Source organism: Gramella sp. KN1008, assembly GCF_004332155.1.
Taxonomy (GTDB): domain Bacteria; phylum Bacteroidota; class Bacteroidia; order Flavobacteriales; family Flavobacteriaceae; genus Christiangramia.
Genome location: NZ_SJDV01000001.1, coordinates 74,560 through 94,211, shown reverse-complemented (window position 1 = coordinate 94,211; position 19,652 = coordinate 74,560). Strand labels below are relative to the sequence as shown.

Sequence of the window (19,652 nt, the reverse complement as noted above, 5' to 3'; positions counted from 1 at the left end):
ACAATTTTTCAAACCAGGTTATTCTTAAATCCTCTCAAGTAAGGCTTTAAATAGTTTTACCATATCCGGTTCGGCTTTGGACGCCATTTCCAGGATATCCTGAATATTCACTTTCTCAAGATTATCGGGATCTCCCTGATCGGTTATCACAGAAATCGCCGAGACCGGGATCTCGAGATGATTGGCAACGATCACTTCAGGGACCGTACTCATACCAACGGCATCTGCCCCGATGATCTTTAAATATCTGTACTCAGCCCGTGTTTCCAGTTGGGGTCCCAGAACAGAAGCGTAGACTCCTTTATGCAAGGTAATGCCGTTCTCTTTCGCAGCTTCCTCAAAAAGTCGGTTCATCTCAGGATCGTATGGAGCACTCATGTCCACAAAACGTTCTCCCAGGCGATCCACCCCGTGAAAGGCCAGAGGCGAACCTCCCTGAAGATTAATATGATCATCTATGAGCATCAGCTCGCCTTTTTTGAGATCAAGGTTAATGGCTCCGGAAGCATTGGACACCAGCATCCTTTTAATTCCAAGTTGCTTCATCACCCTTACAGGATATGTAACATCCAAAAGGCTATAGCCCTCATAAAGATGAAACCTCCCCTGCATCACCACTACTTTTTTTCCCTGCAATTTCCCGTAGATAAGTTTTCCTTTATGGAACTCTACTGTGGCAGTTGGAAAATACGGAATATGGTTATAACTGGTCTCTACTTCAATTTCAATTTCATCCAGCAGTTGCCCAAGCCCGGTACCAAGGATTATCCCCACTTCCGGTTCTCCAAATCCACGGCCTTTTAAATATTCTACAGATTCGTTTATTCGATCGGTCATTAGTTAAGAAATTTATGAAAGTCCGGATGGTCTTTGATATCATCCAGCACATCTATATCAGTTTGGGTTCGTAGTAATTTTATATTTGAGCCTTCCATATCTTTCAGAGTATCCCTGAAAACACTGGAGGTGCTCCATTCTTTATTTATAAATATTCCCGAATTTAAGGAATTCATGCCTAATAAATAGTATCCTCCATCACTTGCAGGTCCTATTACATAATCATGGTTTTTTAAATAACTGAATGCCTTCTTTATATCTTCAGTTCTGAGCTCGTAAAGATCTGTTCCTATGATAACAATGCTCTTGTAGCCCTCTTCAAAGCCTGCCTGGAATGCATTCTTCATCTTCTCGCCCAGATCTGCCCCTTTTTGAAGTTTCTTATCAAAATCACCATGATCCCACCGGTCATTTAAGCCAATTTCCTGAGAATAATAGACATGTTTTGTTACGGGTAAAGGAGACGTAACCTCATAAGAATGTGCCAGAAGATACTTATACACCTCAAGAGCCTTATCCTTTCCCAGATCCCTTGCCAGGCGTGTCTTTACCTTACCCCTAATGGGATTCTTGGTGAAAATTATTAGCAGATCCTCTTTGTTCATCTAATAGACTTTTTCCGCATTATTCAGCCATTTTGACCATTGTCTGGAATAAGCGTGCACCTTTTCGGTTTCCTTTCCTTCAGCATTTATCACTTCGTAACCCTTATACTTCCAGAAAAAGATTCCGCCGTAAAGATTCCATACATTGGTGAATCCGGCATCCTGTAGTTTTTCCCCGATTTTTTCAGACCTAACCCCAAGAGAACAGTAGACCACGATCTTAGTCTCTTTAGGATATGAGGCGATTTTAGATATATCAAATTCGTTATATCCTATAAAAGTGGCATGTTTAATATGACTAACTTCAAATTCCTGTGGCTCCCGGGCATCCAGGATAAGAACCTCTTTTTTAAGCTGATGTGTTTTTAGATCCTGCGCAGATATATAAGGCACGCTTCCGGAGTTATATTTTTCCAAAAGATCGTCAAGAGATTCCTGGGCGCGAACATCAGGCATCATTAGAAGTAAAAGGATGAATAAATTGAATTTCACTAATGATGTATTAAGCAACGCTTCCCTGGCAGCTACTTCCGGCACCGGCAGTACATCCATAACAATGTTGAGATATTATAATATTCCTGTCGTTGAGGAGATCCTCATTATATTCACCAATATGCTTTATCTTGCTGTTCACCTTAAGGTCCAGCATCTGGTTGAAATCACAATCATACAACCACCCATCCCAGCTCACAGAGATCGTATTGGTGCACATTACATTTTCCACGGCCGCCGGATTATAGGCATCCACCAGGGCATACATGTAATCCTCATAATTCTCTGAAGCGATAAGGTATTCCAGAAAACGGCTTATAGGCAAATTCGTGATCGCAAAAAGATTATCAAAGACAATATCAAAATCCTCTTTCAATGCCTTTTTAAAATCATTTTCCATTACCTGTTGATCTGTAGGCAGGAAAGCACCGGCGGGATTATATACAAGGTCCAGCCTTAAGCCTGTGCCTTCCCTCCCGTAACCTGCTTCATTAAGCATTTGCAAAGCCCTAATGGATTTGTCAAATACCCCGCTACCCCGTTGCTTATCGGTTCTCTCCCTTTTATAGAAAGGAAGTGAGGATACTACATGAACATTATGCTTCTTAAAGAATTCAGGAAGGTCATGATATTTTTTATTCGCCAGGATAATGGTAAGATTAGAACGCACAATAAAGTCCCTGATGCCGGCCTTTGAGGCTTCCTCCACGAACCACCTGAAGTGCGGGTGCATCTCCGGAGCTCCCCCTGTAAGGTCCAGGGTATGTGCACTTGTATTTCTGATCACCTCAAGACATTGTTTCATAGTCTCCACACTCATTATCTCCTTCCTGTCTGGCCCGGCATCCACATGGCAATGTGAACATGTCTGGTTACACATATATCCAAGATTGATCTGAAGGATCTCCAGTTTTTTAGGTTTGAGAGGAAATTTTCCGGTCTCCGCGATCTTATCCTTAAAAAGAGGCAGTTCACCATCTTTAAAAATTCCGTTACTTAAAAACTCAAGCTGATTCTTAGGATTGGAAAGGTCAATATTTCGGGCTTTTAAAGACTTTACTAGCATAAAGGGATCTTCTAGGATTGTTATTTAGTTCAGAATTCCTGAACAAACTTACATACTCAGCTTTTTATATTTATTCATCATCTGAACTCCGTGTACAAGAGTAGCTCCACTTTCTATAGCTGCCCCGGCATGTACAGCCTCCATCATTTCTTCCTTGGTGATCCCTCTCTGAAGTCCGTCTTTAGTATAGGCATCTATACAATAAGGGCATTTCACCACATGAGAAACAGCAAGAGCTATTAAGGATTTTTCCCTTGCAGATAGCGCACCTTCCTCGAATACCTTTCCATAGTAATCAAAGAATTTTTTACCAAGTTCCTCACTCCATTCGGTAATTTCACCGAATTTTCTAAGATCGGCAGGATCATAATAGTTTTTAGACATAACAGATCTTTTATGCTTTAAGCATTTTTAATATTTACGAAAATTTAAGGCGAGTAGTTTTACAGATTCACCACGCCGGTTATGGAAAGAATGATAAGCAAAAAAACGATAACAATTAGTATAACAACCCATAATTTTGGTCCCGAGCCCCCGGTTCGGGTCTCTGTGGACTGATTTCTTCCTTCTTCGGATTCGCGGTGTTTGGTTGGCACCGGCGAAGACCTGTCCTTTTTTGCACTCATAATACTATTTTTTCATGAAGTTATAATAAAAAGAAGGGAGCTCGAAAAGCTTAAATATATTTAACAAATCATTCTGATTTTATGTTTTTCTCAAAAAAAACCGGATAACAAGCATTAATTAAGGTTTAGCTGCTCGAAAAATAACGTTTTTCACATTACCATTGCCTCAAAAAAAGATATGTTTCCATGCAATTCTTAATTTTTTCACACAAACTATAATTTTACCCTTCGATTTTTTTAAATAGTTTGTTAAAAACAATTAACTTTATTAGGCTTTATTAGTTCCTACCCTGCAAATGAGAATAGATGTAAAAACCCTGCCTGTAAATGAGATTCTGGAGGACATTGCAAGTGCTTTGAACACCAGACTGGAAGATAAAAGTGGCGAACTCAATGTTAATATTCCTTCAGAAATTGGAGAAGGATATATTAGAGGATGTAGCTTTGACTCCGGTATTGGTTATGTTACCTATAACTGCAAGTTCTTCGAAGATGTAGAGATTCATTTTTCCATCAATACCGTTCACCCTTTAAAATTCATTTTCTGTTCTGAAGGGAAGGTGGGGCATAGCTTTCAGAAAAAGGAAAAAATACACACGATTGATACATTTCAAAACATAGTTGTTAGCAGCAGTGGATATGAGGGTCATACTCTCTACTTTCGGAAAAACACTCCCACCCATGTGTCCAGCCTGGAAATAATAAGATCTATTTTCGCTCACAGGTCTAATTATGATTTTAAAGATCTTGACCCAACTCTCAAACAGCTTTTTAAAGATTCGGTCTCTAAAAATCAGTTCTTTTATCAGGGCAATTACAGTATTAAGGCAGCCGACCTAATGGAGGCAATAAACACTAAGGATTATACCGGATTTCTAAGAAACCTCTATTTAGAAGGCAAGGCGTTTGAAATGATGGTTATACAAATAGCCCAGTACGAAGATGATGAAAACAGCGAACACCTGCCAAAGATCCTTAGAAAATCAGATATCCAGAAAGTAGATTATGTAGCCAAACGTATCCAGGGGGATCTAAGCACCAATCATACCGTGGAGTCCCTGGCTAAGGAAGCCGGAACCAATGTCAACAAACTTCAGGAAGGCTTCAAATATGTTTACAATCTTACGGTAAATAAATACATGCAACATGTAAAGCTGGAGGCTGCCAAGAAAATGCTTATGGTTTCAGAAAAAAACATATCTGAGATAGTAACGTCTATCGGACTGAATAACAGAAGTTATTTCTCAAAGATCTTCAAGGAAAAATACGGAGTAAGCCCCAAGTATTTCCTCAAGACAAAGAGAAATAATATGAAGGATAAAATGGAAGGCGCCGAAAATTTAGAAAGCTGACAATTCGAACTTCTTTGGAATAACCTCCGGATAAAACTCCCAAATGACTGGAAGTGCAAAGTAGACCACCAGACTTATAATAATTATAGAAACTATATTCATCCATATTCCTGTTCTTATCATATCTGGAATATGCAAATGGCCCGATCCAAAAACCACAGCATTTGGTGGAGTGGCCACAGGCAACATAAAAGCACAGGATGCAGCTAAGGTGGCTCCTACCATTAAGAAGTAAGGATGGAGATCCAATGCCACCGCCATAGGAGCCAGAATGGGTAACAGCATAGCAGTGGTAGCCAGATTGGAGGTCACTTCGGTTAGAAAATTCACAGCGGCAACAAGGACTATAACTAAAAGGAAAAGAGGTAGATTTTCAAGGTTGGTTAATTGTTCACCTATCCAGACAGCCAGGCCGGTTTCTCCAAATCCTTTAGCCAGCGCCATCCCTCCTCCAAAAAGCAGGATTATTCCCCAGGGAATCCTTACCGCCTCTTCCCAGCTAATAAGTTTTTGCCCTGGCTTGCCAGAAGGAAGAATAAAAAGACATACAGCCGCGGTTATTGCTATTATCGTATCATCAATGAATGGTAAAATAGGTTGAATCAAAAAACTCCTGGTTATCCAGCAAAATGCTGTTAGACCAAAAACAATTAATACTCTTTTCTCCTGTTTACTTATCACACCCAGTTCCTGTAATAACCTTTTTATCTCACTTCTTCCGCCCGGGAATCTATGATGCTTGAAGTCAAAAGCCTGGCTGGTAAGATATTTCCAGCAGAGAAATAATAGGAAAACAGAAATAGGCAGACCTAACATGATCCATTTAGTAAAACTGATCTCGATCCCGTATAGTTCCTCAACTATCCCGGCAAAGACCAGGTTGGGCGGAGTTCCTATAAGGGTTGCTATCCCACCTATAGACGCACTGTAAGCGATTGCCAGCATCAGGGCTTTGCCAAAGCTTTCATTCTGTTGTGTATTCGTCTCCGGGCTGTTTTTCAACTGACTTATTATTGCTATACCTATGGGGAGCATCATTACCGAGGTTGCCGTATTAGATATCCACATGGACATAAAAGCCGTGGCTACCATAAAACCAAGAATAATGTATTTGATATTTGTCCCTATGAGATGGATTATGGAAAGCGCGATCCTTTTATGAAGATCCCATTTTTCTATGGCCACTGCCAAAATAAAACCACCGAAGTATAGAAATACATACTTGTGTCCAAATGCGGCCGTGGTAGTTTCAATATCAACTGCTCCGGTAAGAGGAAAAAGTATTATGGGCAGGATTGCGGTTACCGCTATAGGAATCACTTCAAATATCCACCACAATGCCATCCAGATCGTTACGCCCAATACATCGAATGCTTCTTCAGACATCGACGCCGGTTTACCCACAATTTGAAGTACTATAAAGATCAAAGGTCCTAAAAACAGAAGGAACCTTTTAATATTCTGGTTCATTTAATCGATCGGTTTTGAGACCCAAGATAATTAAAAAAACATGGGTTAAATCCATTTAATCTGCAGAATACTTACCCACCATATATTTTGCTCGCAAGGGGATAAATAGTAATTTAACATGATCCAACCAGAAATATTAGAACTTTACGATGAAAGACCTTGAAATAAAATCAGCATTGCAGATCTCCAAATCTGCAGAAGAAGTTTTTGAAGCGATTGTAGATCCGGAGAAAATGTCCAACTACTTTATTTCAGAAAGTACCGGAGATTTAGAAGAAGGAAAAACAGTTACCTGGAAATTTCCGGAATTTGACGTAAAATTCCCGGTGACCGGAAAAAAGATTATTAAACCCGAATTAATTGAGTTTGAATGGGAGGGTTCACCTGGTAAGACACTTTTGGTAGAGATAAAACTTGAAAAAAAATCTGACAACAAAACTCTGGTTAGGATTACTGAAGGGAAAATGCCGGATAATGAAGAAGGAATTCAGTGGTATGGTCGAAATTCCGGAGGTTGGGCTAACTTCCTGGCCTGTCTTAAAGCCTATCTGGAATTTGGAATCAACCTTCGCAAAGGAGGTTATGACTTTATGAAAGAACCAAAGTAAATCTCAAACAGGCGTAAAAACCAAAAAACCTGCTTCATATTAGAAGCAGGTTTTTTATTAAGCCTGTTAAATCTTTTAGTCTAAGATCTAACGTCTAATGTCTATCTTACATCATTCCTGGCATTCCGCCTCCCATACCTTGTGGCATTCCACCACCTCCGGCATTTTCTTCAGGAATATCCATCAATGCACATTCTGTGGTAAGTATCATTCCTGCAACTGAAGCGGCATTTTCAAGAGCCACTCTGGTCACTTTCTTAGGATCGATGATACCAGCCTTCATCATATCTACATACTGGTCTGTCTTGGCATCGTATCCAAAGTCTTTCTTACCTTCCAGCACTTTATTGATAACTACAGAACCTTCACCTCCGGCATTCTCAACAATTGTTCTTAGAGGAGACTCGATGGCTCTTGCCACAATGTGGACACCTGTAGCCTCATCATCATTCTCCGCTTTTATTTTCGCAAGAACGGCTTTAGCTCTAACAAGTGCAACACCACCTCCGGCAACGATACCTTCTTCTACAGCTGCTCTGGTCGCATGAAGCGCATCATCTACACGATCTTTCTTCTCTTTCATTTCAACTTCTGAAGCGGCACCAACATAAAGTACGGCAACACCACCAGCTAATTTAGCAAGACGCTCCTGAAGTTTTTCCTTATCATAATCTGAAGTTGTAGACTCTATCTGAGCTTTGATCTGATTTACACGGTCCTTGATAGCCTGATCTTCTCCGGCACCATTCACGATCGTGGTATTATCCTTATCTATAGCCACTTTTTCAGCAGTACCAAGCATATCGATGGTTGCGTTCTCAAGAGTGAAGCCTCTTTCTTCAGAGATCACTGTACCACCAGTAAGTATAGCGATATCCTCTAGCATAGCTTTTCTTCTATCACCAAATCCTGGAGCTTTAACAGCTGCGATCTTAAGCGAACCTCTAAGCTTATTCACTACAAGAGTGGCAAGAGCTTCTCCGTCCACATCTTCAGCGATAATCAATAAAGGTTTACCAGACTGAGCTACCGGCTCAAGAACAGGAAGAAGATCTTTCATTGAAGATATCTTCTTATCAAAAAGAAGGATATACGGATCTTCAAGATCTGCGGTCATTTTTTCTGAATTGGTCACGAAGTATGGAGAAAGGTAACCTCTGTCAAACTGCATACCCTCCACAACATCTACATGAGTTTCAGTACCTTTTGCCTCTTCAACGGTGATCACACCTTCTTTTCCTACTTTTTCGAAAGCCTGGGCTATAAGATCACCAATTTTGTCATCATTGTTTGCAGAGATAGCTGCAACCTGCTTGATCTTCTCAGAAGAATCTCCAACCTCTTTGGTTTGTTTTGCAAGGTCTGCCGTAAGAGCCTCAACGGCCTTATCAATACCTCTTTTCAGATCCATTGGATTGGCACCAGCTGCCACGTTCTTTAAACCTTCCTGTACGATAGCCTGCGCCAAAACCGTTGCAGTTGTGGTACCATCACCGGCAAGATCGTTGGTTTTGGAAGCAACTTCCTTAACCATTTGTGCACCCATATTCTCAAGCGCATCTTCAAGTTCGATCTCTTTTGCTACGGTAACACCATCTTTAGTTACGGTTGGCGCACCAAAAGATTTACTGATAATTACATTCCGTCCTTTTGGACCTAAGGTCACCTTTACAGCATTTGCAAGGGCATCTACTCCACGTTTTATCCCGTTACGGGCCTGGATGTCAAATTTTATATCTTTTGCCATTTTATTAAATTTTGATTTTCCTTAGTTAATGAAACTTTGAAAAATATTGGTTAATTGATTTTTTGAATTGTTTCCTGAAAAGGAAAAATTTACTGAAGTGAAACCTATACTATCGCTAGTATATCATCTTCCCGCATAATAAGATAATCTGTCCCTTCAAGTTTAAGCTCTGTGCCGGCATATTTACCATAAAGCACCATATCGCCTTCCTTAACGGTCATCTTGTGGTCTTTTGTTCCTGAACCAACTGCCACTACCTTACCTTTTTGTGGTTTTTCTTTTGCAGTCTCAGGAATAATGATACCAGATGCAGTCTTATTTTCTGCAGCAACAGGCTCAATAACAACCCTGTCTGAAAGCGGTTTAATGTTTAGTCCCATTTTTTTGAATTTTATTTTTAGTTAATCAATTTTTTAAAGTCGGTAAGGGATATTTCTAAAATTATGCCAGTGCCTTATTCCTGCCAATACCAAATAAAAAATGCCAGCTTGTCATAAGCTGGCATTTTTTAATTATTAATATTTTCTTAAATCTACTGAGTGCTGTCAGTATCCATCGGTTGTTGTGCCGGAGTTTGAGTTGCAGGAACTTCAGTTTCCACAGGCTCGTCACTTTCAAAAACCCCTGGCGCTGCCTCTCCCGGAGCATCCATAATGGTCACGTTAGAAAGTAAGATCAATACCAGCAGTAAAGTAGCAAGTGTCCAGGTACTCTTATCAAGAAAATCTGTAGTCTTCTTGACTCCTCCCATTTGCTGACCGCCACCGCCGAAAGAAGAAGAAAGCCCTCCTCCTTTAGGGTTCTGAACCATTATCACAACTACCAGCAAAAATGCCACGATAATTATTAAAGCTAAAAAAATAGTGAATGTACTCATTCTTATTCGTTATTAGTATCCTGTAATTTCTCTATTGCCCGAATTTGGTCTGCAAAGAAACCACTTTTTTCGGGATTTTTCAAAATTAATATTTTATATGCCTGGATGGCTTTTTTATAGTTTTTTTGTTCCAGATAAACCTTTGCAAGAGTCTCTGTCATCAGGGATTCGGGGGGTGCAGTACTTTGTTCGGCAAGATTTACTTTGGTCGCGGTTTTACCCGGTTTTATTCTTGGATTCTTTGAAATGAATTCCTCTATAAGCTCAAATTTTCTGGACCTGCTCTCTTCGGTCTCCTCATTTCTATTCTCTTCCTGCTCCCTTTCTACCGGCTGGGCCTTTGTAAGTTTCAGCCATTCGGAAAATGAATGTGACTCTGCCTGATCAAACACAAGCGGTTTCCCCAGACCCAGCCTTTCTTCCGAAGATATCCCTTTTTGACTATCTTCAGAATGCTCTTCAGCTTTCTCATTATTAATTTTTTCAAATAAAGCAGGATCCATCACCCTTTCAGACTCAGACTGCTTCATCTTTATAGCCTCATTGATATCTATACTTCTCCGGCCATGTACTTCTTCGGGTTCATAAACCGTGATCTGTTTAAGTCTTTCTTCCTGCTCACGTATCTGCCGTGCGATCTGATTCTGATTGAATTCTTCGGAAGTTATAAAATCGAAGAGTATACTTCTATCTGTAGTGTATGCCGCCGTCTTTTTCAGTGCCGCATTATAACTGAATTCCTGATGTTCTTTTAGGCCTTTTAACCTGATGGCCCTGGCCGCCTGAAAATAAGGAGCTTTCTCCAGCACCTTTTCCAACTCACGGGTCTGTTCCGCGGTAATTTCACCCGGATTTTCCAACAAATATGTGAGAGTCTTTACATCCATTACCAATCGGTTAAAGCTGCATTGAAGATATCCTGAGTTAAACGGGTATATATTTCATCGAGAGCAGTTTCAAGATTCGCTCCCACCAGTTGTGTAGCGGCCGGATAATCGTAATAAAATGAGAAACGTCTTTCAAAATCCTTTTCCGGCTCAAGAGTATTGTAATAGCGAACATTTATGGAGATAGTCAGCCTGTTCTGAGCAGCCGTATTCTGTGCTGTGGCAGACATGGGAGAGATGTAATATTCTGTGATCTCCCCTTCAAACACCAGATCCCCATTATTGTTCACCAGACTCAGGCTCGTCTGGTTCTGGATAAGGTCCTGTAACGAATTCGTAAACGTCCTGTCTATTCCCGGTTCCACCAGATCTGCATTGTTCTGAAAGAAATTAACCTGAAAGGTTTCTGCAGCACCGGTATCGGCTCCGGTAAAAGAGTAGATACCACAAGAGTGTAGTGTAAATAGTAAAGCGGAGCAAAATATTAAAAGTAGTTTCTTCATTTTTTAAAGCTATAGGCTTTAAGCGATAAGCACTAAGCTATAACAGAACCAAAATAATAAATTCCGGAATACCAGCTTAGAGCTGAAAGCTTTAGTGCTATAAATTATATTGTTTGATCTTTCGGTAAAGCGTTCGTTCACTTATACCCAGTTCTTCTGCCGCAGCCTTTCGCTTCCCATTATGTCTTTCCAGGGATTTTTTGATAAGCTCCAGCTCCTTGTCCTGCAGGGAAAGCGTCTCTTCTTCTTGGATCTCTTCGGCAAAATAATACTTATCCTTTTCCTCCTGTTTTTGAGGGGTATTCTGCTGAGGGATCTGAAGGACTTCCAGCTTATCTTCATCTATATCGGCTTCATCAATATCGTTTCCGCTGTTGCCATAGATCTTCTGAATAAGGCCTTCGTTCTCATCCTGCACCTGCTTGGTATCTCCCTCCTGCATCAGTTTCAAAGTAAGCTTTTTCAGGTCGTTCAGATCGCTTTTCATATCAAAAAGCACCTTATAAAGGATCTCCCTCTCATTACTGAAATCACCTTCCTTCTTCTTATCGGCGATCACAGCAGGAAGATTGCTTCCAACATCGGGAAGATAGTGTCTAAGCTCTTCAGCACTTATACTCCTGTCCTGTTCTAAGACAGAGATCTGTTCCGCAATATTACGAAGCTGACGGATATTTCCACCCCAGCGATATTTCTTCAGAAGCTCTACCGCCTCATCCTCAAGCTTGATGGTAGGCATCTTATATTTCAGGCCAAAATCTGAAGCGAATTTCCTGAATAAAAGATGAATATCGTCCTTTCTCTCACGCAGCGGAGGCAGGTTGATTTCTATAGTGCTTAGCCTATAATAAAGATCTTCACGAAATTTCTCTTTCTTAATGGATTCAAACATATTGATATTGGTAGCCGCCACGATCCTCACATTGGTCTTTTGCACCTTGGAGGAACCTACTTTGATGAATTCTCCATTTTCCAGTACGCGTAAGAGCCTTACCTGGGTTGGCAACGGCAATTCACCTACCTCATCAAGAAAGATCGTACCTCCATCAGCCACTTCAAAATATCCATTCCTGGTTTGGGTAGCGCCCGTAAACGCTCCTTTTTCGTGGCCAAAAAGCTCACTATCTATGGTCCCTTCAGGAATAGCACCGCAGTTGACAGCTATATATTTTCCATGTTTCCTGTGGGAAAGCGCATGGATGATCTTGGGAATACTTTCCTTCCCAACCCCGCTTTCACCGGTTACAAGCACCGAGATGTCTGTTGGAGCCACCTGTATCGCCTTTTCAATAGCGCGATTAAGTTTAGGGTCGTCCCCTATAATCCCGAATCTTTGTTTTATTGCCTGAACTGATTCCATTTACAATTTTTCAGATTTCAGTAGACAGTCTTCAGTTTGAAAAACCAGCAACTGTAATTTCCTTTTAGTTATTATCACTGTAATCTACGGCAGTACCAATGAGAGTCGCACTGGTACAATCTTCGATCTTCACGTTCACAAAATCGCCTACCTGGTAATTCTCTTTTGGAAATACCACCACGGTATTTTGTGAATTTCTACCGCTCCAGTGAGCATCAGATTTTTTTGATTCTTTTTCTATAAGCACCTCAACGGTTTTCCCCAGGTATTTCTCAGTATTATATTTACTGTGTTCCTGCTGAAGATTCACAATTTCTGTCAGCCTTCTTTTCTTGACATCTTCAGGAACATCATCTTCAAATTTTCTCTCAGCCATTGTTCCAGGCCTTTCAGAATAAGCGAACATAAAACCAAAATCATATTTCACATATTCCATAAGGGATAGCGTGTCTTTATGATCTTCCTCTGTTTCAGTTGGGAAACCGGTAATGATATCATGTGAGATCCCGCAATCCGGGATCAATTTCTTGATATTATCAATCAGCGTGAAATATTCTTCACGAGTATGAAGACGGTTCATTTTTTTCAAAATGCGATCGCTTCCACTCTGTACCGGCAAATGAATATACTTACAGATATTCCTGTATTTTGCCATTACCTCTATCACATCCAGGGTCATATCCTGCGGATTGGAAGTTGAAAAACGAATCCTCATCTTTGGCTGAGCTTCAGCAACCAGCTTTAAAAGTCCCGCGAAATTAGTCGCCGTTGCCTTCTGAATTTCTGTAGCATTCTTAAAATCCTTTTTTAATCCTCCACCATACCACAGGTAGCTATCCACATTCTGCCCAAGAAGCGTGATTTCCTTAAAGCCTTTTGCCGCAAGGTCGTTCACTTCTTCAATAATACTTTGCGGGTCACGGCTACGTTCACGTCCTCTTGTAAAAGGCACCACGCAAAAGGTGCACATATTATCACACCCCCTTGTGATGGAGACGAATGCCGACACTCCATTAGATTGCAGCCTCACCGGTGATATATCTCCGTAGGTCTCTTCTTTACTAAGAATTACATTTACCGCGTTTCGGCCTTCTTCAACCTCGTTTATAAGATTGGGAAGGTCTTTATAAGCATCAGGACCCACAACGAGGTCTACTATTTTTTCTTCTTCCAGGAATTTGCTTTTAAGGCGCTCGGCCATACAACCAAGTACACCCACTTTCATTCCGGGATTTATCCTTTTAACGGCATTATATTTTTCCAGACGTTTACGCACAGTCTGTTCTGCTTTCTCCCTAATTGAACAGGTGTTCACTAAAACCAGATCGGCCTCCTCAAGATTCTGGGTGGTATTAAATCCTTCTTTTGAAAGGATGGAAGCCACGATCTCTGAATCACTGAAGTTCATCTGGCAGCCGTAACTTTCAATGAAAAGTTTCCGGCCATTTTCAGCCTTAGGCTCCATAACCAAAGAGTTTCCCTGTTTCTTTTCGTCTATTATCTTCTCCATAATTCTTCAATAACCTTTCGGTTTTTAGATGGGCAAAGATAGGGCTAAAGTGAGTTCTGACAAAGTGACAGAAAAAAATTTATAGGTGAGCACGCAACCTTTTTAGTTTTCGCGCATCTAACAGATAACTAACCGAGCTACAAAATGAAAAAACTCCTATTCCTTCCCTTTTTCATAAGCCTCTTATGGCTGGCCTCATGCAGCAAGGAGGAAGACCATAGGCTCTCTAAAGTAGCCGTGCCCGTCACCCAGTCTATTGCCGATTTTAGAGCTTCCGTAAAGGTTCAGGCTCCAAGGAAGATCCAGGAGTCTGGAAAAATCTATGCATGGCGGGATTACATCTTTGTCAACGATAAGAACGAAGGAGTCCACATTATAGATAATGCCGATCCTTTTAACCCAAAGAACATTAAATTCCTGAAGATCGCCCGGAATACAGACATTGCCATCAAAGATGAGAAGTTATATGCCAATAACGGAATGGACCTGGTGGTATTTGATATAAGTTCTATTGAAAACATCCAAGAAGTTGGTCGCATTCCAGACGTCTTCCCTAATTATTATCATATAGCCCCGGCAGGAGCAAACTATATTGACCTTGAAGGCTTTGATCCCGCAAGGGAGGTAATTATGGGCTATGTAATTGAAACAAGAAAAATAGAATATGCTATTGATGACAGAATTAGTTTTGAATCACGAGGTGATGGCGCAAGTGGGAATATAGGGACTGGAGGAAGTATGGCCAGGTTCAGCATAAAGGATGATTTCCTCTATGTTGCCGACGAGTCCAAACTTTCAACTTTCAACATTTCAGATCCTGCAACTCCCGATCGCGTTAGCGCAGAACATGTAGGCTGGAATATTGAGACAATTTTCAACTACCAGGACCATCTTTACCTGGGAAGCGACAGAGGAATGTATATCTACAGCATAGAGAATCCCACCAGGCCGCAACAGGTATCCTATATACAACATGTTCTTGGCTGTGATCCGGTGGTGGTCAAAGATAATTATGCCTATGTGACCATTCGTGGCGGAAACCTGTGCGGGCAGAATTTCAACCAGCTGGATGTTGTAAACATTTCAGATAAAACAAATCCGTTTATTGAAAAGACCTATCAAATGAGCAACCCTTACGGCCTTGGCGTCAAAGACGACTGGCTTTTTGTATGTGATGGGGATGCCGGGCTAAAGGTCTTTGATATTCAAGACACCCCCGACCTAAGGTTAATAGATCAATTCAGCAACATTAGCACCTATGATGTTATTCCTTTAGGGGAAAAGCTGCTTATGGTCGGGGATAATACACTCTACCAGTACTCCTATAAGGGTGATGAGATTAATTTAATAAGCAGTTTTGCTTTGAATTGATTTTCCCTTTTTGTTTGGTTTTTTGCAAAAATCCCTGTTTAAACAGGGATTTTTTGTTTAGTTATTTCCATAGAACTCATCATGAAACTCATATCTATCCTCTTCCTGAGACTGAATAACTTCGAATTTGGAATCCATGATCATTACCGGAACACCATTGGATTCCTGAAGAGAGGGCCATTTAAGAAGATCCTGGGAATTAGGGTTCCCGGTTTTGATGAAATTGGCGAGGTATTTTTGAATGGTTCCGGAAATTTGAAAATCTTCCCCGGTTAAAAGAGGATTATCTATCAACCCCAGGTTACCCATAAAATATTCAATTTCGGAAGCGTGAGCAGCACCTTCAGGTTTGTGTGAAGGATTTTCCGATGGCCTTATCCTTTTAAAAATATACCTGTACACAGGCTGATCAGAATTATTTACATGAAGATCGGCCCATTTCCACGTGCTATAGGCAATAAACCTGTCAGAAGCCAACGCTGTTGCAGAACTTCCAATTTCATTTTCAGGAGATGCAGGATATAACTCCAGAACCCTATCAAAACTCTCCGGATAGAGCTCTCTAATCTTTTTCTTATAATTAGACCCGGATAATTCCTGCCCCTGCATCAAACTAACCGACGGCATTTCAGCAGAATTCCATCCAACGAGAAGGGGGATTTGCGCCTGGTCTCCATTTTTGAAAATCTCGGGTAGGGACCGAGGAAGAAAATACGAATCTATCACAGGTGGAAAACCGAATCTTCCCGATTCGTTATAAAGCTTAAAAAGTTCATCAGTACTAAGCGATCTTAATTCTTTAAGAGAGGGATGCCCTATATTCGCGGCAAATTGTTTTCCCGTCTTTTCGGCCTCTGCAAGAGAAACCGGACCAAGTGTGGGCTTTATGGAAGCTCCGCTCTCTCCAATCGCCCCGGCAAGGAGATCCCTGGATAAAGGCGACGCCATGTGAGCACTTACTGAAACGGAACCAGCGGACTCCCCTGCAATGGTTATTTTTTCAGGATCACCCCCAAAATCTGCAATATTCTCATATACCCATTTTAATGCTGCATTCTGATCAAGTAACCCATAATTCCCGGAAGAATTATAAGGAGCTTCTTCGGTTAATTCGGGGTGTGCTAAAAATCCGAAAACATTAAGACGATAATTCACTGTAATCGCCACTATTCCCTGTTGGGCCATGGAAGCTCCATCATACCTTGGCTCTGACCCATCACCTGCCACCAAACCACCACCATAAAAATAGACAAGCACGGGAAGCGCTTTATTCTTATTTGCCTCAGGAGTCCATATATTTAAATAAAGACAATCTTCGCTAGTTCCTTTTCCCCGATAAACCATATCTCCAAAAACATTGGTTTGTACCGCTGCCGGGCCAAACTCCTTTGCAGGTTTTACTCCCTGCCATTTCTTAGGAGGCCGGGGGGCTTTCCAGCGTAATTCACCCACAGGCGGTTCAGCGAAAGGAACCCCAAGAAAAAGGTCAATCCCCTTTTCTTTATCATGAAATCCCTCAAGTACTCCGTATTTAGTTTCTACTTTAACAGCCTGCTGGGAATAAGTATGGCTTATTAATACAAAAAGAAAAAGCAGACAGATCTTTTTAGATAAAGAATAGTTCATGATGTGGATTTACCGAATATTAACTACATAAATATAACTTTTAATAATTACACTCTATAATACTCTTTAAATCGCAGAACTCTGCAATTCAAATATCCGGAAGCCGGGGTCTCTCATTAAATAAAGAAAATAAAAAACCCTCTTCGTAATGAAGAGGGTTTATATCTGGTAAATCTTTTTCTAATTAAGCCTGGAAAGGCTCGATAGAAACATATGACTTATCGTCTTTCTTTTTAGTGAATTTTACAACACCATCTACTTTAGCGTGTAATGTATGGTCTTTCCCGGCATACACATTATCACCTGGGCGGTGAGTGAATCCGCGTTGTCTTACAAGAATGTTACCTGCAACGGCAGCCTGTCCACCAAAGATCTTAACACCTAAGCGTTTCGATTCTGATTCTCTACCGTTCTTGGAACTACCAACTCCTTTTTTATGTGCCATTTTATTTCGTTTTTAGTAGTTTAAACTTAGCTTAACGCCTCGATCAATTCGGCTTTCTTCATAGAAGAGTAACCTTCGATTCCTCTTTCCTTAGCCATTTCCTTCAGCTCTACTACAGTGTGCTGGCTAAGGTCTGATTTATTATCAGATTTGGCCTCGGTCTTCTTGGCTTCTTTTTTAGCTTCTTCTTTCTTAGGCTCAGCCTTTTTAGTTGAAGTAGCTTTTTTACCTCCTTTAAGATCAATTCCTTCGATAATGATCTCAGTTAGGGACTGACGATGACCGTTCTTTACACGGTAACCTTTACGTCTTTTCTTTTTGAAAACGATCACTTTATCACCTTTTAGATGACGGTTGATCTTTGCTCCTACAAGAGCTCCTTCTATAGCCGGGGCGCCAACGGTTACATTGTCTCCGTCTGCGGTAAGAAGAACTTTGTCAAAAGAGACACTGTCGCCTTCCTTACCATCCAAACGGTGAACAAATACCTTTTGGTCTTTTGCAACTTTGAACTGCTGCCCTGCTATCTCTACAATTGCGTACATAGCGTATAATTAATTAATTTTAATACAAATACAAGACTCACGTTTTCGCGCAAGCGGGTGCAAATATAATTCTAATTAATTAACTGACAAAGGTTTTTTGTTTTTTAGCTTAGGATTATAAAGTGTGTTTTTTTCCTTCTTTCGTATTCCATGAGTCCTTGAACAATTGCATATACGCCAGGGTAAGAACAAGGCTGGTTGCGAATCCCATGATAGCCACAACAAATAAAACAATACCTATATTGGTACTATAATCTGTAATCCACATAGTAATAAGCTGGTCCAGAAAGTCAGGACTAAATTCAGTTGCATAAAATCCAAAGAAAATGGTGAATATGATAGTGGCGTTAAACCCGGTCAACAGGCTTGCCATAAATCCTTTCTGATATTTGAATTTATTTCCTTTTTGCAGTCGGTAATGTTTAATAGCCTCAAACATCCCGTAAGCCATGATCACCCCATTAAAGAGACTGTAAATAGGATTTACATGTAAGCCAAAAAGGGATAGAATTAAAAAATAAGCGATCAAACCTACCGCAATTGCAATTCCATATTTAATAGGAACACTGGATTTTCCCATAGCATTTTAAGTTTTTTTAGCTAAGTAAATTTCCAAAAAATACGGCGGTTTTTACCTTAATAGCTTGTTAATTTTAACATTATTGCCATAAATACAGCATTTTCACAGAAATTATCTAACTATTTGCTAACGATCCTTATTAATTTATTCCTTTAGACTTCATGTGGAAAATGTCAGAGTGGAAGAAATGGTTCAAATAATTAAAAAAGCTGCATTTACTGAAGTCTTTTTTATATCGCCTGTTTCCGGAATTTCGAAATAATATCCCTGGAACGGTTCACGATAAATACTCCTACAAGAATTACAAAGGCAGAAATCAGTTGCCATAAACTAAAAACCTCTCCATCAAGGACCCCCCAGCCCAAAGCAACCACAGGAATGGTATACGTGACAGAGGTTGTAAAAACAGGATCGGATATTTGAATAAGCTTATTAAAAATGATCATCGCCACTCCGGTTCCTATTATTCCCAGGATCGCAACGTAAAATACCGACCACCCCACTACTGAAGAATATTCAGAAACTTCAAAAAACCCGGTGGAATAAAGTATCACTAATGCAGGAATGAGCAAGGCGGAAAAATTTCCGGCTGCAATTCCAAGAGGAGAGATATCGCTCATTCGTGTCTTTAAAATATTCACATTCAAAGCATAGCACCCGGCAGCGATCACCACGAACAGAGAGTAGAGATAATTCTGATCAGGGTTTATACTGGCACCACTAAAGATAAGTCCCACCGTACCGATCAAACCAATGACCACACCCAGAATCTTATTCTGCGTAAAAACAGCCCGAAAAAAAATTGCTCCTACGATCAAAGTGAGCAATGGAGTCGTCGCATTTAGAATTGAAGCTATCGCGCTATCTATTTCGGTTTCTGCAAACGCGAACAGATAGACCGGAAAGAATGAACCCAGAAAGCCGGAAACGATGATCCATTTCCACTGCCTCTTCGTTAAACGACCTAAACTTCGGAAACCAACCATTATCAGAAAAAATGCTGCAAATATGATTCTGAGAGAACCTACCTGTAATGCATCAAGTCCAACGAGGCCTTTTTTGATCAGGATAAAGGAACTGCCCCAAACCAGGGAAAGTATAATAAGGTATATCCATTTAAGGTTTCCTGAAGCCATATTTACTGA

22 protein-coding genes are annotated in these 19,652 nt (G+C 40.6%); 3 read left to right on the top strand and 19 right to left on the bottom strand.

Features of this window, described 5'->3' with window-relative positions:
• Nucleotides 1-24: 24 nt before the first annotated feature.
• Genes EZJ28_RS00460 through EZJ28_RS00435 form a run of 6 tightly spaced genes read right to left on the bottom strand, consistent with a single transcriptional unit; the run spans nt 25 to nt 3,626 of the window.
• On the bottom strand, nt 25-837 hold the full coding sequence (locus EZJ28_RS00460) for a purine-nucleoside phosphorylase (RefSeq protein WP_131393763.1): 813 nt from the start codon (nt 835-837) through the stop codon (nt 25-27).
• Nucleotides 837-1,442 carry a TIGR04282 family arsenosugar biosynthesis glycosyltransferase gene (locus EZJ28_RS00455; protein WP_131393761.1) on the bottom strand — a complete coding sequence of 202 codons (606 nt, stop codon included), beginning with the start codon at nt 1,440-1,442 and terminating at the stop codon, nt 837-839. The genes EZJ28_RS00460 and EZJ28_RS00455 overlap by 1 nt, the downstream gene beginning before the upstream one ends.
• Entirely contained in the window at nt 1,443-1,994 is a 552-nt protein-coding gene (locus EZJ28_RS00450; RefSeq protein ID WP_242670038.1) for a rhodanese-like domain-containing protein, read from the bottom strand. It lies immediately after the preceding gene.
• Complete coding sequence (arsS, locus tag EZJ28_RS00445) at nt 1,945-3,000, bottom strand: arsenosugar biosynthesis radical SAM (seleno)protein ArsS (protein ID WP_131393759.1); 1,056 nt, start codon at nt 2,998-3,000, stop codon at nt 1,945-1,947. The genes EZJ28_RS00450 and arsS overlap by 50 nt, the downstream gene beginning before the upstream one ends.
• 48 nt (nt 3,001-3,048) lie before the next feature.
• On the bottom strand, nt 3,049-3,384 hold the full coding sequence (locus tag EZJ28_RS00440) for an arsenosugar biosynthesis-associated peroxidase-like protein (protein WP_131393757.1): 336 nt from the start codon (nt 3,382-3,384) through the stop codon (nt 3,049-3,051).
• A gap of 59 nt (nt 3,385-3,443) precedes the next feature.
• Entirely contained in the window at nt 3,444-3,626 is a 183-nt protein-coding gene (locus tag EZJ28_RS00435) for a hypothetical protein (protein WP_131393755.1), read from the bottom strand.
• Between the two features lie 296 nt (nt 3,627-3,922).
• On the opposite strand from EZJ28_RS00435, the gene EZJ28_RS00430 reads away from it, so the two are divergent.
• Nucleotides 3,923-4,978 (top strand): AraC family transcriptional regulator, encoded by a 1,056-nt coding sequence (locus tag EZJ28_RS00430; protein ID WP_131393753.1) that lies wholly within the window; start codon nt 3,923-3,925, stop codon nt 4,976-4,978.
• Here the strand turns inward: EZJ28_RS00430 and EZJ28_RS00425 are convergent.
• Nucleotides 4,967-6,448, bottom strand: coding sequence for an SLC13 family permease (locus EZJ28_RS00425; protein WP_131393751.1), 1,482 nt, complete (start codon nt 6,446-6,448; stop codon nt 4,967-4,969). The genes EZJ28_RS00430 and EZJ28_RS00425 overlap by 12 nt on opposite strands.
• Before the next feature lie 149 nt (nt 6,449-6,597).
• Between EZJ28_RS00425 and EZJ28_RS00420 the strand changes: the two genes are divergently transcribed.
• On the top strand, nt 6,598-7,056 hold the full coding sequence (locus tag EZJ28_RS00420; protein WP_131393749.1) for an SRPBCC family protein: 459 nt from the start codon (nt 6,598-6,600) through the stop codon (nt 7,054-7,056).
• Nucleotides 7,057-7,162: 106 nt separating this feature from the next.
• On the opposite strand, the gene groL is transcribed toward EZJ28_RS00420, so the two are convergent.
• From groL to miaB, 7 genes are all read right to left on the bottom strand, one after another.
• On the bottom strand, nt 7,163-8,803 hold the full coding sequence (gene groL / locus EZJ28_RS00415; protein WP_131393747.1) for a chaperonin GroEL: 1,641 nt from the start codon (nt 8,801-8,803) through the stop codon (nt 7,163-7,165).
• A 104-nt stretch (nt 8,804-8,907) separates the two neighbouring features.
• The gene (gene groES, locus EZJ28_RS00410; RefSeq protein ID WP_131393745.1) at nt 8,908-9,183 is read right to left on the bottom strand and encodes a co-chaperone GroES; all 276 of its coding nucleotides are present in this window, start codon (nt 9,181-9,183) and stop codon (nt 8,908-8,910) included.
• Between the two features lie 152 nt (nt 9,184-9,335).
• Nucleotides 9,336-9,680: a preprotein translocase subunit SecG gene (gene secG / locus EZJ28_RS00405; protein ID WP_131393743.1), complete on the bottom strand. Its 345-nt coding sequence runs from the start codon at nt 9,678-9,680 to the stop codon at nt 9,336-9,338.
• Nucleotides 9,681-9,682: 2 nt separating this feature from the next.
• A complete protein-coding gene (locus EZJ28_RS00400; protein ID WP_131393741.1) occupies nt 9,683-10,567 on the bottom strand; it encodes a hypothetical protein in 885 nt (294 codons plus the stop codon).
• Nucleotides 10,567-11,070 carry an LptE family protein gene (locus EZJ28_RS00395; RefSeq protein ID WP_131393739.1) on the bottom strand — a complete coding sequence of 168 codons (504 nt, stop codon included), beginning with the start codon at nt 11,068-11,070 and terminating at the stop codon, nt 10,567-10,569. The genes EZJ28_RS00400 and EZJ28_RS00395 overlap by 1 nt, the downstream gene beginning before the upstream one ends.
• Nucleotides 11,071-11,167: 97 nt before the next feature.
• Nucleotides 11,168-12,430 carry a sigma-54-dependent Fis family transcriptional regulator gene (locus EZJ28_RS00390; RefSeq protein ID WP_131393738.1) on the bottom strand — a complete coding sequence of 421 codons (1,263 nt, stop codon included), beginning with the start codon at nt 12,428-12,430 and terminating at the stop codon, nt 11,168-11,170.
• A 64-nt stretch (nt 12,431-12,494) separates the two neighbouring features.
• Nucleotides 12,495-13,940: a tRNA (N6-isopentenyl adenosine(37)-C2)-methylthiotransferase MiaB gene (gene miaB, locus EZJ28_RS00385; RefSeq protein WP_131393736.1), complete on the bottom strand. Its 1,446-nt coding sequence runs from the start codon at nt 13,938-13,940 to the stop codon at nt 12,495-12,497.
• Nucleotides 13,941-14,084: 144 nt separating this feature from the next.
• Here miaB and EZJ28_RS00380 point away from each other — a divergent pair, with 144 nt between their 5' ends.
• Nucleotides 14,085-15,311, top strand: coding sequence for an LVIVD repeat-containing protein (locus tag EZJ28_RS00380; RefSeq protein ID WP_131393734.1), 1,227 nt, complete (start codon nt 14,085-14,087; stop codon nt 15,309-15,311).
• 57 nt (nt 15,312-15,368) lie between these two features.
• Here EZJ28_RS00380 and EZJ28_RS00375 read toward each other — a convergent pair whose 3' ends face one another.
• The 5 genes from EZJ28_RS00375 to EZJ28_RS00355 all read right to left on the bottom strand — a co-directional run bounded on the left by EZJ28_RS00375 (nt 15,369) and on the right by EZJ28_RS00355 (nt 19,643).
• Complete coding sequence (locus tag EZJ28_RS00375) at nt 15,369-16,937, bottom strand: carboxylesterase/lipase family protein (RefSeq protein WP_131393732.1); 1,569 nt, start codon at nt 16,935-16,937, stop codon at nt 15,369-15,371.
• A gap of 184 nt (nt 16,938-17,121) precedes the next feature.
• Nucleotides 17,122-17,382: a 50S ribosomal protein L27 gene (rpmA, locus tag EZJ28_RS00370; RefSeq protein ID WP_131393730.1), complete on the bottom strand. Its 261-nt coding sequence runs from the start codon at nt 17,380-17,382 to the stop codon at nt 17,122-17,124.
• 26 nt (nt 17,383-17,408) lie between these two features.
• Nucleotides 17,409-17,927 carry a 50S ribosomal protein L21 gene (gene rplU, locus EZJ28_RS00365; protein ID WP_131393728.1) on the bottom strand — a complete coding sequence of 173 codons (519 nt, stop codon included), beginning with the start codon at nt 17,925-17,927 and terminating at the stop codon, nt 17,409-17,411.
• Nucleotides 17,928-18,042: 115 nt separating this feature from the next.
• Nucleotides 18,043-18,507, bottom strand: a complete 465-nt coding sequence (locus EZJ28_RS00360) for a DUF4199 domain-containing protein (protein WP_131393726.1) — start codon at nt 18,505-18,507, stop codon at nt 18,043-18,045.
• Nucleotides 18,508-18,737: 230 nt separating this feature from the next.
• Nucleotides 18,738-19,643 (bottom strand): DMT family transporter, encoded by a 906-nt coding sequence (locus EZJ28_RS00355; RefSeq protein WP_131393724.1) that lies wholly within the window; start codon nt 19,641-19,643, stop codon nt 18,738-18,740.
• Between the last annotated feature and the right edge of the window lie 9 nt (nt 19,644-19,652).

Excerpts from the sequence above, each read along its gene's own strand:
- EZJ28_RS00460 (WP_131393763.1), bottom strand. The coding sequence starts at position 837 with ATGACCGATCGAATAAACGAATCTGTAGAATATTTAAAAGGCCGTGGA.
- EZJ28_RS00455 (WP_131393761.1), bottom strand. The coding sequence starts at position 1,442 with ATGAACAAAGAGGATCTGCTAATAATTTTCACCAAGAATCCCATTAGG.
- EZJ28_RS00450 (WP_242670038.1), bottom strand. The coding sequence starts at position 1,994 with ATGGATGTACTGCCGGTGCCGGAAGTAGCTGCCAGGGAAGCGTTGCTT.
- arsS (WP_131393759.1), bottom strand. The coding sequence starts at position 3,000 with ATGCTAGTAAAGTCTTTAAAAGCCCGAAATATTGACCTTTCCAATCCT.
- EZJ28_RS00440 (WP_131393757.1), bottom strand. The coding sequence starts at position 3,384 with ATGTCTAAAAACTATTATGATCCTGCCGATCTTAGAAAATTCGGTGAA.
- EZJ28_RS00435 (WP_131393755.1), bottom strand. The coding sequence starts at position 3,626 with ATGAGTGCAAAAAAGGACAGGTCTTCGCCGGTGCCAACCAAACACCGC.
- EZJ28_RS00430 (WP_131393753.1), top strand. The coding sequence starts at position 3,923 with ATGAGAATAGATGTAAAAACCCTGCCTGTAAATGAGATTCTGGAGGAC.
- EZJ28_RS00425 (WP_131393751.1), bottom strand. The coding sequence starts at position 6,448 with ATGAACCAGAATATTAAAAGGTTCCTTCTGTTTTTAGGACCTTTGATC.
- EZJ28_RS00420 (WP_131393749.1), top strand. The coding sequence starts at position 6,598 with ATGAAAGACCTTGAAATAAAATCAGCATTGCAGATCTCCAAATCTGCA.
- groL (WP_131393747.1), bottom strand. The coding sequence starts at position 8,803 with ATGGCAAAAGATATAAAATTTGACATCCAGGCCCGTAACGGGATAAAA.
- groES (WP_131393745.1), bottom strand. The coding sequence starts at position 9,183 with ATGGGACTAAACATTAAACCGCTTTCAGACAGGGTTGTTATTGAGCCT.
- secG (WP_131393743.1), bottom strand. The coding sequence starts at position 9,680 with ATGAGTACATTCACTATTTTTTTAGCTTTAATAATTATCGTGGCATTT.
- EZJ28_RS00400 (WP_131393741.1), bottom strand. The coding sequence starts at position 10,567 with ATGGATGTAAAGACTCTCACATATTTGTTGGAAAATCCGGGTGAAATT.
- EZJ28_RS00395 (WP_131393739.1), bottom strand. The coding sequence starts at position 11,070 with ATGAAGAAACTACTTTTAATATTTTGCTCCGCTTTACTATTTACACTA.
- EZJ28_RS00390 (WP_131393738.1), bottom strand. The coding sequence starts at position 12,430 with ATGGAATCAGTTCAGGCAATAAAACAAAGATTCGGGATTATAGGGGAC.
- miaB (WP_131393736.1), bottom strand. The coding sequence starts at position 13,940 with ATGGAGAAGATAATAGACGAAAAGAAACAGGGAAACTCTTTGGTTATG.
- EZJ28_RS00380 (WP_131393734.1), top strand. The coding sequence starts at position 14,085 with ATGAAAAAACTCCTATTCCTTCCCTTTTTCATAAGCCTCTTATGGCTG.
- EZJ28_RS00375 (WP_131393732.1), bottom strand. The coding sequence starts at position 16,937 with ATGAACTATTCTTTATCTAAAAAGATCTGTCTGCTTTTTCTTTTTGTA.
- rpmA (WP_131393730.1), bottom strand. The coding sequence starts at position 17,382 with ATGGCACATAAAAAAGGAGTTGGTAGTTCCAAGAACGGTAGAGAATCA.
- rplU (WP_131393728.1), bottom strand. The coding sequence starts at position 17,927 with ATGTACGCAATTGTAGAGATAGCAGGGCAGCAGTTCAAAGTTGCAAAA.
- EZJ28_RS00360 (WP_131393726.1), bottom strand. The coding sequence starts at position 18,507 with ATGGGAAAATCCAGTGTTCCTATTAAATATGGAATTGCAATTGCGGTA.
- EZJ28_RS00355 (WP_131393724.1), bottom strand. The coding sequence starts at position 19,643 with ATGGCTTCAGGAAACCTTAAATGGATATACCTTATTATACTTTCCCTG.